Source organism: Enterococcus bulliens, assembly GCF_053761865.1.
Window position 1 is genome coordinate 66950 of sequence record NZ_JBSMXK010000011.1, and the last position, 13634, is coordinate 80583.

Genomic DNA, 13634 nt, shown 5'->3' on the forward strand with positions numbered 1-13634 from the left:
AAGATCTGAAAGGAAGAAAAAATGAAAATTTTTCGTAGAGTACTTATTGGTGTTGTCGCAGTTGTATTTATAGTCGCAGGATATATTGGAATCGAATTTTTTATGGGGTACCAAGCAGCAAAAGAAGTAACCGGATCACAAACGAATGCTCCGAAAGTGGTCAAACGTAAAGATATCCCTGATATTTTACAAGTCGCATTAGTAGGATCTGATGCTCGTTCCCTAGATGAGAATGGCCGTTCGGATTCATTGATGGTCGGACAGTACAATCAAAAGACCCACGATGCAAAATTGGTATCGATCATGCGCGATTCTTATGTCGATATCCCAGGGTATGGTGAAGATAAAATTAATGCAGCTTACTCATACGGAGGCTATCCTTTATTACAAGAAACACTGAAAGATAATTTTGCGATGGATGTACCTTATTATGTGACGATTACATTTCAAAGTTTTATCGATTGTGTCAATGAGATTTTTCCGAATGGAGTGACGATCGATGCTGAAAAAGAAATGGAATTAGACGGTGTTGAGATTCATCCTGGAGTTCAAAAAATGGATGGCAATACTTTGTTACAGTATGCTCGTTTTCGTGAAGATGAAGAAGGTGATTTTGGCCGTGTGAGACGTCAACAACAAGTCGTAACGGCATTAGCAGATCAAGTAAAAGATGTCACCTCGATTTTGAAATTACCAAAAGCAGTTGGAAAATTGATGGGAAGTATTCAAACAAATCTACCGCAAAGCTTTTTAGTTGAATGCGGGTTGGATTTTGTTCAAGAAGAGGTAAAAGAGATTAATACATTATCTGTGCCTGTAGAAGGTAGCTGGGATTTCAATGATAATACCCCTTCTGGTAGTGTGTTAGAACTTGATCTACAAAAAAATCAACAAGCAATTAAACAATTTCTAAATCAATAATCTCCTTACAAGAATGATCGTCAAATGAATGGTGAGATTTAGTCTAGATAGCTTAAACTAGACGTAGAGCTTAGTTATGTTTAGGAGGAATGAGCATGTGTACAGCAGCAATGATCGAATCATTACAAAAAAATCCTTATTGGGCAAGAACCATGGATTTTCCGATTGACTTTTTTGAAAGTGGGGGAGAAGTTCTTTATATGCCAAAAGACAACCCACTAGACATGTTATCTGGAACGATCACCGCGAAATATGATTTCTTTGGTATGGGATTGCCTAATTCTTATATGATGATGGATGGTATTAATGAAGTTGGTTTGACGGGAGGATTATTCTTTTTTGAAGAAGCGACTTGGGCAAATGAAACAAGTTTGAAGAAAAAAGATAAACTTCCAGTGGTATTAGATGAACTCGTTTCTTATTTCTTAGCACAATGTCAAACCGTTGAAGAAGTTGGCGCATTAGCATCACGTTTAGCAGTGATTGAAAAAAGTACAATGCCAGAAAATGGATTGACACCACTTCACTTGATGTTTGCCGATGTGCATGGTCATGCCATCGTTTTAGAACCAGTCGAAAATGGTGAATTTACGATCCATTACCAAACAACAAAAACGATGACCAATAGTCCGACATATGATTGGCATGTCACGAATCTTAGAAATTATGTCAATTTATCTGATTATACGATTGCTCAATCGCAAGTCGGTGAGCTTGTGATCAAAGATATCGAAAGCGGTTCAGGATTACTAGGATTGCCAGGTGATTACACTAGTCCATCACGTTTTATCAAAATTACGATGTTGACGAAAATGATGGATAAGGTCAATGATGAACATGCGTTAAATGCTCTATATACCGCATTTCATTCTGTGATTATTCCAAAAGGTATTGAAAAAGATACGCCGACAGTTGGCGATTCGACTTCTTATTGGGTGGGATATGATATCAAAAATCGCACGTTACGACTGTTACCGATCGCTTCGCAAACTTTTACGACCGTATCATTAGCTGAATTAAGTGCACAATTTGGCGACAATACGACTCATTTACCGATCAATTTGACTGAAAATCTTTACCATCACCTAGTTGGCGAATAGAAGAAAAGAGGCTGTGACAGAACTCTATCACAGCACTAAAAATGAATAATGGTGTTCCAAAAGTAGCCCTAAGGAAATAAGCCGAATCATGTCGATAATAGGTTCACCTATTTCGATAATGATTCGGCTTATTTCTTGAATCTGGTCACTTTTTTCACAACCTTTTTTGATTACCAGCTGAAACTTTCGTAGTAGATTTGTTCTTTAGTGATACCGTGATCGATTAAAAATGCTTCATAAGCCAGATTCATCGCCATTGGTCCGGCAATCAAGTAAATCGCATCTTTATGTAATGGAACATGTTCTTTTAGTTGGTCTTCTGTGAACCGTCCTTTTTGAAGAAATAATGTCCAATTTTGTGCTTGATCCCATGTTTCAAGTAGTTCGCTTTCTAGAAATTCTTTTTCTTTTTTAATTGAATAAAAGAAGTACATCGTTTTTTCTTTAAATTCCGATAAGATAGAAAAGAAAGGAACAACACCGATCCCACCGCCTAGTAAGACGATTTCTTGTGCGGGCTGTGTCTCTTTGATCATATCGTGTAAGACACCATAGCCTTTTGAGAACGTTACAGGTGTGTTGGAGGTGACGTTGGCTAATTGCTGAGTGTAGTCACCTACAGTTTCAATCAATAATTTGATCAATCCAGCTTGACGTGGGTCATTGGCTACAGAAAATGGGTGCGGCTCCTTTAGTCCTTGGATCTGTGGGAAGGATAAGAAATTAAAATCACCTGACTGGACTTGTTTTAACGATGATCGAGGTGCTTTGATCACGACTTCTAAAATAGTGGGAGCGACAAACGAAATCTCTTTGATCACACCGGGCATTAGGGAACGATTGGTAATCAGTAAATACCATGCATAACTTGCAAATGTCAAAATTGTATAAAGTGTCAATAAAAAGAAAAATAGTGGTAGTGTACGTAAATAGTCAATCAACCACACATGGATATAAACGACTAACGTTGCGACGATATTGAGTCGATGTAACCAAACGGAAACTTCATGTTTAAATATTTTTTCTAAACTTTTTTTGATAAACGCTGCAATTTTCACGCGACTAGTAAACCAACCGCCTAAAAAAAAGAGTGAATATACAATTAAACCGGTAAACACATACAACGAAAAATCGCCACTTGTTTTGATCCATCCAGCTGATGGAGATAGATATTTGTGTAACCAAGCTAAGTGCAGACCGAAAATCGATAACATCCCATGGACCAGATACATGTCCGGTAGACCGATACGTTTATCTAACCATTTTGGCTTTGTAGCTAAGTAGATCGCAGCAAGCATCCATGTATAGGCGATCAAACTAGCGTTGATCCCGAGTTTGTCTCCTTGATATAGACTAGGCAGTTCTTGATAAATCGCAAATAATAGCGGTAATGGCAAAGTAAATAAGATTAAAAGCCATAAACTATTCACACGAAAGCGATGACTGTGTATCATCATTGATCCCTCCTTGTTGGAATTGATAGGTGTGATGTTCGTTTAGATAAACGATTCCAGTCAATTTTTCTTGTTTAATAAAGGTTTGAAAATGTGGATCATCCGTAGCGAGACCTACAGTGGCCCAACGATCTGCTAAAGAAAGATAAGGAGCCAGAACAGTAACTTGTTGTTTTAAATCACGATCACTGGCAACCTGCTGTCCACGTTTTGTGTTACCAGAAGTAGCAATCGCTCCATTTTTTAAAGTATAGGTTGCGATGATTCCAGTTTTTGTAGGGTGTTCGATCCCGATCGTCCAAGAAAAATCGACCTGTTCTTTTACGCCTACTTGCATATCACCACCGCCAATTAATAGAAGCTGCGATTAATTGATTGGTATCTAGTAATGGTTGTAAGTAACGAAAAAATGCTTCCTCGATCGCCCAACCTTTGACTAAACCAGTTGGATCGTATGTCCCACTGTAAAAAGGATCAAGAATACCTGCGCTTTTTTCTTGCATCAATAAACATTGTGCAAAGATTGCTTGATATTCCTGGTTTTGAAGCAAAAATGTAGGTACGACTTGTCCCATTTGTGGATGTTGACGAACGAAACTACTTTCTAAAAATGGTGAATAGTCACGATTGATACGGGCTAAAAATTGATCGATTTGATCGATCGTTTCTTTTTTTTAATATGGATCCAGAGGCTTTGTAGTCACCAAGTGAATCGTAAATGGGATCGTCATGTGGGATAAAACAGTAATGTCAGAGCAAGGTTCCATATGAATTCCTCCTTTAGCTTAATGCTTGATTTAATACATCTTGCAGTGAACCGGTAAAGCCGTTATAGGTTTCTGTAGCACCAACTACCAAAGTATGGATCGATCCACAACATTTGCGTAATATTTGGCTGAATCTCTTTGAAAATAGTCTAAAATATGCACGTGTGTCGCCTGTTGTGATTCATTGTCAAACTAAGGTCGAATATGATCAGCTTTTAATTCGGATCGAAGACAATGGATAGGGAGTCGAGCCGACACAATTACCGTATCTATTTGATATATTTTATCGTGGTGACCAAGCACGAACTAATCCTGGTAAAGGTAGTGGGATCGGTTTAGCGATGGTGAAAAAAATCGTTGAGTCCGCCAATGGAACAGTCTCAGCTTATCTCACAGGAGTAGGTGGATTAGGGATTCAGATTTTATTTCCACAAGATAAGGAGGAGGGATTCGATGGAACAAATTTTGATTATTGAAGATGACGAAGCGATCGCGATGATTGAAAAAGATTTTTTGGAAATCAATGGGTATCAAGTGACAGTTGTATTAGATGGAGAAACAGGCATGAACTATGCGACGAAGCAATCGTTTGATTTGATTATTTTAGACATCATGATCATTGGAACGGTTACATTTATGTCTGCTTTTGGAATTGTGATCAATGGGCAATTTTCTGAGTTTGGAACTGTCTATGCTCAAACTTGGGGACTGAATTTTATTGTCGCTTTACCTTATCAATTATTGATTGTAGGTCCGATTTCTCGGCTTCTGTTGTTTCAAATTCAACAAACTGCAGCAGAATAAAACGTATGAGTTTTTTGCTTAGGTATTTGTACATCTAAATCATTTTGCTAAATCTAAGAAATCATTACCTAAAAAAAGAAGTTCTATGCGTTTTTTAGCATAGAACTTCTTTTTTATTACAAATTAAATTAAAAGGTTTTAATGAAACATACAAGTTAAAATGATATTTATTATGATATAAAATAACTTATTTAAATATGTTTATTGTTTTAATATAGAAGTTTTTAAGTTTTAAAAATAACTATAATAATTATTTTAAAATGTTATATTTATATTGAATAGCATGTAAGTGCGTGCTACAGTAAACTAAAAGAATTCACTTACTTGGATAAACTGGTTGAGCGTAAAGGAGGACTGAAATGGTGAATGAGAAAAATATTGTGTAGCTTTTGTTTCTAGAAATTTGTTTTTACTTGTTTTACACTCAACGAGTGGTCAAGGCTGATGAACGTTCACTTACGTCGATTGCGATTCTCGATCAAGTTAAGATAAAAACAGCAGATGATAATGATCAAACATTAATCGGCTTGCCGATGGGGATCACCATGACATTTACACTTTTATAAGATCAAGTTCAAAATGGAAAATATACCTATACATTGCCTGCACAATTAGAAATGTTTTCAATCAATGCATTAGAATTCAAAAATGATTCTGGAGAGTTAATAGGATAACAAGAAAGTATTCGAGTAGGTCAGCAATCGTTGTCGTTAGATTTAACTCATTCAGAATTATTGAAAAAGGGAGATGCATTCAGTATAAAAGTCATTGAAGGATTTAAATTCGATATGCTTGCTGGTAAAATACAGCTAGTATTTAGCGACAAATGCAAAAAAAACATGCAAGTATTGCCAACAAATATAGGCCTCTTTGCGGATCTTCAAGTTCAGGAAATCACATATTTAGAGAAAAATCCGTACGTTGAAGAGTTCGTGGTCAGTGGACGCGAATACAATGGCTCAATATTATGGCGTGCGTCTTATTGATAAACAAGGAATATTAGATCGTAATCCGCAATTTACAGGAGACATTAGCGTAACGAATAACGGCTACCCATATTATTTTTGGGGAATGAGTGGCACAAAATATATGTCAAATCAATTGGCAATGTGTTCGGATATTTTTCACTCAACCGTTACTACGACGGGTCAATTTGACTCCAATTTAGCGGATTATGTAGGTGAAATTGGTGAAAGAGAAATCGTCTATACGATGCACATGGAAGCAATGCTAGCCGAACAAGCTGAGATAAAAACGCCGATTGGTCCACAACAGTCTATTCCGATACTCTTTCATGATCCCAACAAAGAAAAATAACGGATCTATAAGTTTGCGATACAGACGATGATTTGGCAAATTTCGGCAGTGAATAACGTAAATGAATCCCAAATATTGTTTCTTTTAGATAGTGATCTAGGGCCTCAGTATAATTATTCCGGTACAGGTATTTGGGGAGATTATAAAACATTTGATAACTGTTTAATGGGAAGGTTTGTTGAAAGTAAAAAAGAAATTGCTGAATTGAAACAAAAATTTACCGATCTAAGTTATATCTGCCTACAAAATGAAAAAACGGTTCAAAAAACAGAAATTCGTGAAGAATATAAAGTAGAGTTACATCAGACGTATAACGTCCAAGTTCCAATTGATCAACAAATTTTCATTAATGAATATGATAAAACAACTGGGTGTCTAAAAATTTAGATTTATTCAAATTAGAAACAGTCAATGAAGCAAAGCACAATACGGGATTTATGACATTAAACATTACGCCAACAAAACAATTTGATGGGAAAGAAGTAGCAATACTACTACAAGACAGTCAAGTCTATTAAGAAAAACAAGTCACGGCAGACAAATATGAAAAATAGAGTTATAGATTTGTCGATTTACCAATATACAATAAAAAAACTAATGAAATCTATACGTATGCCGTCAACGAAAAAGAGATTCCAGAAAACTATCTCTTAACGATTTCAAAAGCCACTACTAAAAATGGGAAAACCACAACTGATTTAACTAATACTTATCGACAAACTGGAGTATTGCCAGAAACCAGTAAAGGTCAGTTGAAAAAAGACTTGATCATAGCGAGTTCTGGTATTATCGCGATTAGTTTATTAGCTGCAGTTTATGCAACATATCAATCAAAAAAATATTTTAAATAACAAAAAATAGTAATATCTAAAATAAGGTGATTTCTGTTTTTTTACTTAAAATCATAACATCTTACAAAATTGTTCGCAAAATTATATATGATCATTTTTGTGTATTATCAAAAATGTTTTATACTATTGTTGGAAGTAATTCGTTTAATAAAATAACAAATTTTAATATAAAGGGGAATGGCAAATGAATATCAAAAAAAAAGCATTCCTAGTATTGTTTCTAGGTATGGTATTCAGTTTAGTTGGGGTAGGTCAGACAGTAAAAGCACAAGAATTTTCATTAAATGACTATGTATCACGAGTCGAATTTACTGATATAGATGGAACTGTAGTTAAAAAAACGATTGCGGGGATACCAATTCAAGCAGTTGTTGATTTTGAAATACCGAAAAAAACATTTTTGGCAGCAGATGAAACAGTGACATACCAATTGCCTTCATTCGTTACAGCAATGGTGAATGAAGATGTTATGGTATATAACGAAGCCAATCAAGTCGTGGGTGAAATGATAAAATCTTACTCCGGTGATGACGTGATCAAATTACAGTTAAATATGGCAAACTATCTGGAAAAACAAACATTACACGTGGCTTTTTTTGTACGAGCGAAAGAAATTCAAACACCTGGCGCCCTAATGGTGCCCTCTGATGCTGCAATGGTTCAAGATTTGACTGTAGAACCTGCCACACCAGGATTTTTTGGATGGCGAACAGATGCGTTAGACTATTCTCTACAAACGCGAGCAGCTCCTTATTTTGAAGAAGATTACTTACTGATGGGAAATTATTTTCGAACACTGTTAAACCGTGACGCCATTAAAAATAAAAATCCTGAATACACGCATCCTATTCCAGACCGCGGTGTGCCATACTTTTTTTTCGGTAAAAGTTCCGAAAATGGAGTGTATTATCCGAATGAAATTGCTATCTGTATCGATATTTTTCATACATTAGTCGATGGAACTGGGTATAAATCTGAGCTTTCAGATTATGTGACTGACGAGGCTGCGCAACATATTTTTGAGATTATCAATATGGGAGCCATTCGAGCGCAACAAAATGGCATGCAGGTTTTAAAGAGTACAAGTTATCAAAAACCAATTATTTTTGATAGTATGGCGACTACCAATGGTTATAGACAACGAACATATATGTTTACCGGACAATTGATTGCATGGCAAGTAGCCGCTTTGGGAAATAGAAATGAAAATTATCGTTTACAAAGTTTGCCTATTAGTGATCTGAATCCACAAATGCGTAGAACAACATCAGAAAATTTTAAGAGCGTTGATTTAACAAGTTATATTAACGAATTAGAACAAATGCGTGAATATTTTAAAGATTGGTCTTTTTGGAATTCTCTAAATGATATGGAACTATCAACTGATCATTCGATTACCCTAACACTGCCTTCAACGCAAAATGATTTCGAAGTCTATTTGGACTATGATCAGTCAGAAAATCTTGACTATTTAGTGCAAGATAATTTGCCAGGAAAAGGCAAACCATTTACTACATTAAATCTTCAATTAAATAAACCGTTACCGGAGGACAAAAATGTCAAACTAGCTTTTTATAAATTACCAAAAAATGCTTGGCAAGCTGATGTTGGGTTCGATTGTGTTGCGTCAGGAAATAGACAGCTTAAAGCAGTCTATACAATGCCGGAAAAATATCGTCCAGCTACCCAAATACAATTTAAACAAAAAACTATAGGGCTTGAGGGTGAAAAAGTTTGGAATGATGGTCAAGATAAAGCGCGACCTTCAGAGGTTACGGTCACTCTATTGCAAAATGGGGTTGTATTTAGTCAAACTCAAGCCACGATGCAAAATAATTGGCATTATCAATTTACGAATTTACCGAAATATGATAATAATGGGGACCGATACAATTATACTGTGAAAGAAGAAGTCGTTCCTGGGTATGGAACAAGTATTGATGGTACGACGATTACCAACACGAAAATGACTGATATCAAAGGTGAAAAAACTTGGTATGACGGTAATAGTCCGAGTCGACCGCAAGCGATTACCGTTTATTTATTGCAAAATGGTAATCGGATCGATAAGCAAGTCGTAACGGCAGAAATGAATTGGAAGTATGCTTTTAGTAACTTACCTGCATTCGATGCTTCAGGAAAAAAATATGAATATACAATAGAAGAAGATCCGGTTTCAGGGTATGAAACAAGTATTGATGGTACGACGATTATCAATACCCAATTAATTGATTTAGCCGGGGAAAAGAAATGGTTTGATGGAGACGGCAGTAACCGTCCGAAAACGATTACTATAAACTTGTATCGTAAAATAAAAGACAATTCTTCAGATGCAAATAAAGTAGATAGTCAAGTCGTATCAGCTGATAAGAATTGGAAATATAGTTTTACGAACCTACCAAAATATGATAGTACAGGCGCTGAATATGAATATACGATCAAAGAAGAAGCCGTTCCGGGATATGAGACGGTGATCTCTGACGATTACCAAACGATTTCCAATTATGCGTTTACTGAAGTGAATGGTGAAAAAATATGGAATGATAAAAACGATGAACTGCACTTACGGCCCAATTCGATCACTGTCGAATTATTACAAGATGGCAAATCGTATCAAGAAAAACAAATCACCGCAGATAAAGATGGGAAATGGAGTTATGCCTTTACCGATCTGCCAATGTACAATAAAGCAACCAATGAACTCTACACGTATACTGTGAACGAAAAAGAGATTCCAGAATATTATCTGTTATCCATTTCAGAAGCGGTTACTCAAAATGGGAAAACCACAATTAATTTAACTAATACCTACCGACCAACTGGAGTATTACCAGAAACTGGAGCAGGGATGATCAAACGTTTACTGATTATTTTAGGAGCTAGTGTTACAGCAATTAGCCTAGGTATTGCAGGGTTTTATTGGTACCAACGTAAAACATTTTAATAAAAAAGAGGCTGTGACAGAAGGGGGTTACTTCTGGAACATCATTTATTTGATATTTTGGAGTTTGACAGACTTTTATCACACTCTTTTTAAGATTCAATTAAGTCCTGTGCGTTATAGTGAATTCAAGTTAAAACGCAGGAGGGATTCTATGAAAAAAATGAAAACCTACCTTGTTTCGGCAGCCATGCTTACCATGCTTTTAGCAGGATGCAGCATACAAGGTACAACAAGTTCACCGACGACAACCAAATCAGATACAATAAATGTCTCGACAACAAGTAGTGATTCAACGAGTACGGAAAATACGTTCTTTACGGATGATACTGTTCATACGATTGAAATCGAATTTAATGACGAGGATTATCAAGCGATGTTGACTGCTTATAAAGAAGACAATAAGAAGAAATGGATCTCAGCGACAGTGACAATCGATGGTCAGAAATTTGAAAATGTTGGGTTAAAATTGAAAGGAAATTCAACATTACGAAATGCATTATCTAGTGGTCAAGGTGTGAAGAATGGTGAGGTAACCACAGATAGTACAACAGACAGTAGTACCGATAGCACAGAAACCAATGCCGAAGACTTGCCATGGATCATTCGTTTAGATAAATATGTGGATGGTCAAAGTTATTCAGGTAGAACAGATTTTGTTATCCGCGGCAACAATAGCGAAACATCTTTAAATGAAGCGGTGGCCTTATCGATGCTGACGGCAGCAAATATTCCAACCGAACAAAGTGCCTTTACCAAAGTTTCAGTTAATGGTTCAGATCAAACATTGCGTTTAGTGATCGACACACCAGATGATGATTTATGGACGGAGGAACATTTTGGCACTAACGTATTAGTATACAAAGCAGATGCCGATGGGGATTATTCTTATCGTGGCGATGATGCAAGTTCTTATACAGATGTCTTTGATCAAAAATATGGTGATGATGACATGACACCGATGATTGATTTCTTGAAATTTATCAATGAAGCAAGTGATGAAGATTTTGCGAATAAATTATCGGATTACCTTGATGTCGATGAATTTGCTACATATCTTGCGATGCAAGAAATCGTTGGCAACGACGATGATATCGACGGTCCGGGAAATAATGCGTATTGGGTCTATGACAAAGATACGAAGAAATTCCAAATCATCGCTTGGGATCAGAACCTATCCTTTGGTGGTATGGGGCAAAATGGACCTGGCGGCGGCGGTGGCCAAATGGGGCAAATGGATGGTACGGGTGATGATACGAACCGACCAACCCCGCCAACTGGCCAAGATGGACAGATGAGTCAAACTCCGCCAGATCAAGCAACAGATCAAAATCAAACTGGTGATCAAACGGCCGGTCAAAACCCAGGTGGTGGCGGTGGTATGAATAAAGAAAATCCACTGACAGAAAAATTTGAGGCCAATAGTACATTTGCTGCTTTGATTGCTGAGAAGAAAACGGAATTGATCGCTTCACTTGTGACAAGTGGCGATGCAGCGAAAATCGTCAGCGATGATCAAGCATTACTTGAAAAAGATGCCAGTGATCTAGTAGATCAAAGCACCATTCAAAGTGAAGCGTCATCGATTACAACCTATTTAAGTTCATTAAAATAAAAGCAAAAGAGGGATGACAGAAGTCTGTCATCCCTCTTTTTTAATCTAAAATTTGCACACCTAATCCGACTAGTCCTGGACCAGTATGGACGACCAGGGCTGGCGAGATTGTACCAAATAGTACTTCTGTTGCATCCGGGAACGTTTCTTTGACTAAAGAACGTACCCATTCACCTTCTTCCAATGCATCTCCATGCGCTACAGCAATTCGATACTTTGTATGATCACCGATATCTTTTTTGAGTAATTTGATCAATTTTTCTAAACTTTTTTTGCGACCACGAGTTTTGGCTACAGTATAATAAATTCCCTCTTCATTACAAGAAATCGTCGGATTTAAGCGTAACGCTGTCCCGACGATCGAAGAGACTAAACCGATTCGGCCACCTTTTTGTAGATATTCTAATGTTACGACATTAAAATATAAGGTTGTTTTTTGAACTTCTCGTTTGAGTGTCTGCATGATTTCTTGGAATGAAAACCCAATTTGGATCAATTCATAAGCGTGGATTGCTTGTAAACCGGCACCGATACCGATATTTTTAGTATCTAATACGTTCATTTCAAGACTCGCTTCATCTGCAAGTAATCGTAATACATTATACGTTCCACTTAATCCACTTGAGATCGTTACTGCAATGATTTTTTCGTAGCCGTCTGCTTTGATTTTTTCTAAAACAGATAAGATTTCAGCACCATCGGGTAGAGAGGTGCTGGGGATTTCAGTCGTTAGTCTTTGGTAAACTTCTTCTGGCGAGATATCGACTTTATCCTTGTAGACGTGATTTTTATAGATAATTTGTAGGGGGATCGTATAGACTCCAGACTTAGAGGTAATTTCTATTGGGACATCTGTTCCAGAATCGACTAAAACAGCAATTTTTTCTTGATTCACTTTGTTTCCACCTTTTCTAGATAATCTTTTTCAAGCTGAACCATTTTTTCTGCTAGTAATTTGCCCGAAAAACTTTTAGCGGCTGCGGTAACAGCTATAAGTTCTAAAGGAACATTGGCTATAGGGGTTGAAAAATCACCTTGAATTTGTTTGCCGATTAATTGAATGGCTTGTTCTTGAGTTGAACAAAACAAATCATAGGCTTGTCTTATACCGATTTGTTTCGCTTGAAATAATATTCCCGTTCGAATCTCTTCAAGTACTAAGACTTGTTTAAGTGAAGTAATGGCGATTAAAAAAGCCAAATGCTTACGATTGTATTTTTTTTTGATTGGTGCCGGAATAATCTTCTTTTTAACATAATTATTGACCATTGCCGCGGTTAAAAGTGGATGTCGTTCATCTTTGATCACAGGCGAAAGGTACTGATCGACCAAGGTGATTACTTGATCCATATAAAGTTCCAAATCAGGTAATTCTTGCCAACGGGGTAAGTGAAAATGAATCAGTTTTTGTGCCCATTCGTGTAATTTTTGTTGGAGTGTTTCCATGAGTGCGCCCCTTATAAAAAAGTTTTTTAAAATCGTATCATCTAGTTTTTAAAACTAGATAAAGAATACCATATTTTTTACATAAAGTGTAGTAGTTCATATAGATGTTATTTTAATTTAGAGTCATCTTTTGAATTAAATAACTTAAATTAATTTGTGAATAAAATAGTTTTTTTGTTAAAAAAAGATAAATAAAGTATAAAAAAACAAAATTATCCTGTGTAACAAATGTTATGGTGTTATTATTTAAATTGTATATATAGTGGTTTTTTTATTTAATACGTAATCCCAAGTCAAGTCCATAATCCTGTGTAAAATACTATACAATGTTTTACTGGTCTCTCATTGATCAAACTTAATATATTTTCTTGTAGAACTGAGCCATTCGTCATGAAGGTCCATAAGGACAGCTCCAATT

16 protein-coding genes and 1 pseudogene are annotated in these 13634 nt (G+C 36.3%); 12 read left to right on the forward strand and 5 right to left on the reverse strand.

Annotated elements, in window-relative coordinates; all coding sequences use genetic code 11:
- Positions 1 to 21 precede the first annotated feature (21 nt).
- On the forward strand, positions 22 to 921 hold the full coding sequence (locus tag ACWOEC_RS07200) for an LCP family protein (RefSeq protein WP_455307012.1): 900 nt from the start codon (positions 22 to 24) through the stop codon (positions 919 to 921).
- Between the two features lie 95 nt (positions 922 to 1016).
- Positions 1017 to 2021, forward strand: a complete 1005-nt coding sequence (locus tag ACWOEC_RS07205) for a linear amide C-N hydrolase (RefSeq protein WP_455307014.1) — start codon at positions 1017 to 1019, stop codon at positions 2019 to 2021.
- Between the two features lie 170 nt (positions 2022 to 2191).
- Here ACWOEC_RS07205 and ACWOEC_RS07210 read toward each other — a convergent pair whose 3' ends face one another.
- From ACWOEC_RS07210 to ACWOEC_RS07220, 3 genes are read right to left on the reverse strand one after another with little or no spacing between them, the layout of a single operon-like run.
- Positions 2192 to 3475 carry a ferredoxin reductase family protein gene (locus ACWOEC_RS07210; protein WP_455307016.1) on the reverse strand — a complete coding sequence of 428 codons (1284 nt, stop codon included), beginning with the start codon at positions 3473 to 3475 and terminating at the stop codon, positions 2192 to 2194.
- Positions 3444 to 3812, reverse strand: a complete 369-nt coding sequence (locus ACWOEC_RS07215; protein ID WP_455307018.1) for an FAD:protein FMN transferase — start codon at positions 3810 to 3812, stop codon at positions 3444 to 3446. The genes ACWOEC_RS07210 and ACWOEC_RS07215 overlap by 32 nt, the downstream gene beginning before the upstream one ends.
- A 1-nt stretch (position 3813) precedes the next feature.
- On the reverse strand, positions 3814 to 4050 hold the full coding sequence (locus tag ACWOEC_RS07220; RefSeq protein WP_455307020.1) for a hypothetical protein: 237 nt from the start codon (positions 4048 to 4050) through the stop codon (positions 3814 to 3816).
- 446 nt (positions 4051 to 4496) lie between these two features.
- Between ACWOEC_RS07220 and ACWOEC_RS07225 the strand changes: the two are divergent.
- The 10 genes and pseudogenes from ACWOEC_RS07225 to ACWOEC_RS07270 form a co-directional block, all read left to right on the forward strand.
- A pseudogene (locus ACWOEC_RS07225) lies at positions 4497 to 4718 on the forward strand (ATP-binding protein); the annotation flags it as partial.
- Positions 4696 to 5046, forward strand: coding sequence for a response regulator (locus ACWOEC_RS07230; protein ID WP_455307022.1), 351 nt, complete (start codon positions 4696 to 4698; stop codon positions 5044 to 5046). The pseudogene ACWOEC_RS07225 and the gene ACWOEC_RS07230, both read left to right, overlap by 23 nt.
- A 413-nt stretch (positions 5047 to 5459) precedes the next feature.
- Positions 5460 to 5612 (forward strand): hypothetical protein, encoded by a 153-nt coding sequence (locus ACWOEC_RS07235; protein WP_455307024.1) that lies wholly within the window; start codon positions 5460 to 5462, stop codon positions 5610 to 5612.
- Positions 5613 to 5750: 138 nt separating this feature from the next.
- Complete coding sequence (locus ACWOEC_RS07240; RefSeq protein ID WP_455307026.1) at positions 5751 to 6032, forward strand: hypothetical protein; 282 nt, start codon at positions 5751 to 5753, stop codon at positions 6030 to 6032.
- A complete protein-coding gene (locus ACWOEC_RS07245) occupies positions 6001 to 6363 on the forward strand; it encodes a hypothetical protein (RefSeq protein ID WP_455307028.1) in 363 nt (120 codons plus the stop codon). Before ACWOEC_RS07240 ends, ACWOEC_RS07245 begins: the two co-directional genes overlap by 32 nt.
- A gap of 27 nt (positions 6364 to 6390) precedes the next feature.
- Complete coding sequence (locus ACWOEC_RS07250; protein WP_455307030.1) at positions 6391 to 6750, forward strand: hypothetical protein; 360 nt, start codon at positions 6391 to 6393, stop codon at positions 6748 to 6750.
- On the forward strand, positions 6735 to 6881 hold the full coding sequence (locus tag ACWOEC_RS07255; protein ID WP_455307032.1) for a hypothetical protein: 147 nt from the start codon (positions 6735 to 6737) through the stop codon (positions 6879 to 6881). Before ACWOEC_RS07250 ends, ACWOEC_RS07255 begins: the two co-directional genes overlap by 16 nt.
- 210 nt (positions 6882 to 7091) lie before the next feature.
- Complete coding sequence (locus ACWOEC_RS07260; RefSeq protein ID WP_455307034.1) at positions 7092 to 7214, forward strand: hypothetical protein; 123 nt, start codon at positions 7092 to 7094, stop codon at positions 7212 to 7214.
- 184 nt (positions 7215 to 7398) lie between these two features.
- Complete coding sequence (locus ACWOEC_RS07265) at positions 7399 to 10158, forward strand: Cna B-type domain-containing protein (protein WP_455307036.1); 2760 nt, start codon at positions 7399 to 7401, stop codon at positions 10156 to 10158.
- Between the two features lie 151 nt (positions 10159 to 10309).
- On the forward strand, positions 10310 to 11770 hold the full coding sequence (locus tag ACWOEC_RS07270; protein WP_455307038.1) for a CotH kinase family protein: 1461 nt from the start codon (positions 10310 to 10312) through the stop codon (positions 11768 to 11770).
- A 40-nt stretch (positions 11771 to 11810) separates the two neighbouring features.
- On the opposite strand, the gene ACWOEC_RS07275 is transcribed toward ACWOEC_RS07270, so the two are convergent.
- The gene (locus tag ACWOEC_RS07275; RefSeq protein ID WP_455307040.1) at positions 11811 to 12665 is read right to left on the reverse strand and encodes a DegV family protein; all 855 of its coding nucleotides are present in this window, start codon (positions 12663 to 12665) and stop codon (positions 11811 to 11813) included.
- The gene (locus ACWOEC_RS07280) at positions 12662 to 13216 is read right to left on the reverse strand and encodes a DUF1836 domain-containing protein (protein WP_455307042.1); all 555 of its coding nucleotides are present in this window, start codon (positions 13214 to 13216) and stop codon (positions 12662 to 12664) included. Before ACWOEC_RS07280 ends, ACWOEC_RS07275 begins: the two co-directional genes overlap by 4 nt.
- Positions 13217 to 13634: the final 418 nt, after the last annotated feature.

Coding starts and splice junctions, on each gene's coding strand:
- ACWOEC_RS07200 (WP_455307012.1), top strand. CDS start 22: ATGAAAATTTTTCGTAGAGTACTTATTGGTGTTGTCGCAGTTGTATTT.
- ACWOEC_RS07205 (WP_455307014.1), top strand. CDS start 1,017: ATGTGTACAGCAGCAATGATCGAATCATTACAAAAAAATCCTTATTGG.
- ACWOEC_RS07210 (WP_455307016.1), bottom strand. CDS start 3,475: ATGATACACAGTCATCGCTTTCGTGTGAATAGTTTATGGCTTTTAATC.
- ACWOEC_RS07215 (WP_455307018.1), bottom strand. CDS start 3,812: ATGCAAGTAGGCGTAAAAGAACAGGTCGATTTTTCTTGGACGATCGGG.
- ACWOEC_RS07220 (WP_455307020.1), bottom strand. CDS start 4,050: ATGGGACAAGTCGTACCTACATTTTTGCTTCAAAACCAGGAATATCAA.
- ACWOEC_RS07230 (WP_455307022.1), top strand. CDS start 4,696: ATGGAACAAATTTTGATTATTGAAGATGACGAAGCGATCGCGATGATT.
- ACWOEC_RS07245 (WP_455307028.1), top strand. CDS start 6,001: ATGGCTCAATATTATGGCGTGCGTCTTATTGATAAACAAGGAATATTA.
- ACWOEC_RS07250 (WP_455307030.1), top strand. CDS start 6,391: ATGATTTGGCAAATTTCGGCAGTGAATAACGTAAATGAATCCCAAATA.
- ACWOEC_RS07265 (WP_455307036.1), top strand. CDS start 7,399: ATGAATATCAAAAAAAAAGCATTCCTAGTATTGTTTCTAGGTATGGTA.
- ACWOEC_RS07270 (WP_455307038.1), top strand. CDS start 10,310: ATGAAAAAAATGAAAACCTACCTTGTTTCGGCAGCCATGCTTACCATG.
- ACWOEC_RS07280 (WP_455307042.1), bottom strand. CDS start 13,216: ATGGAAACACTCCAACAAAAATTACACGAATGGGCACAAAAACTGATT.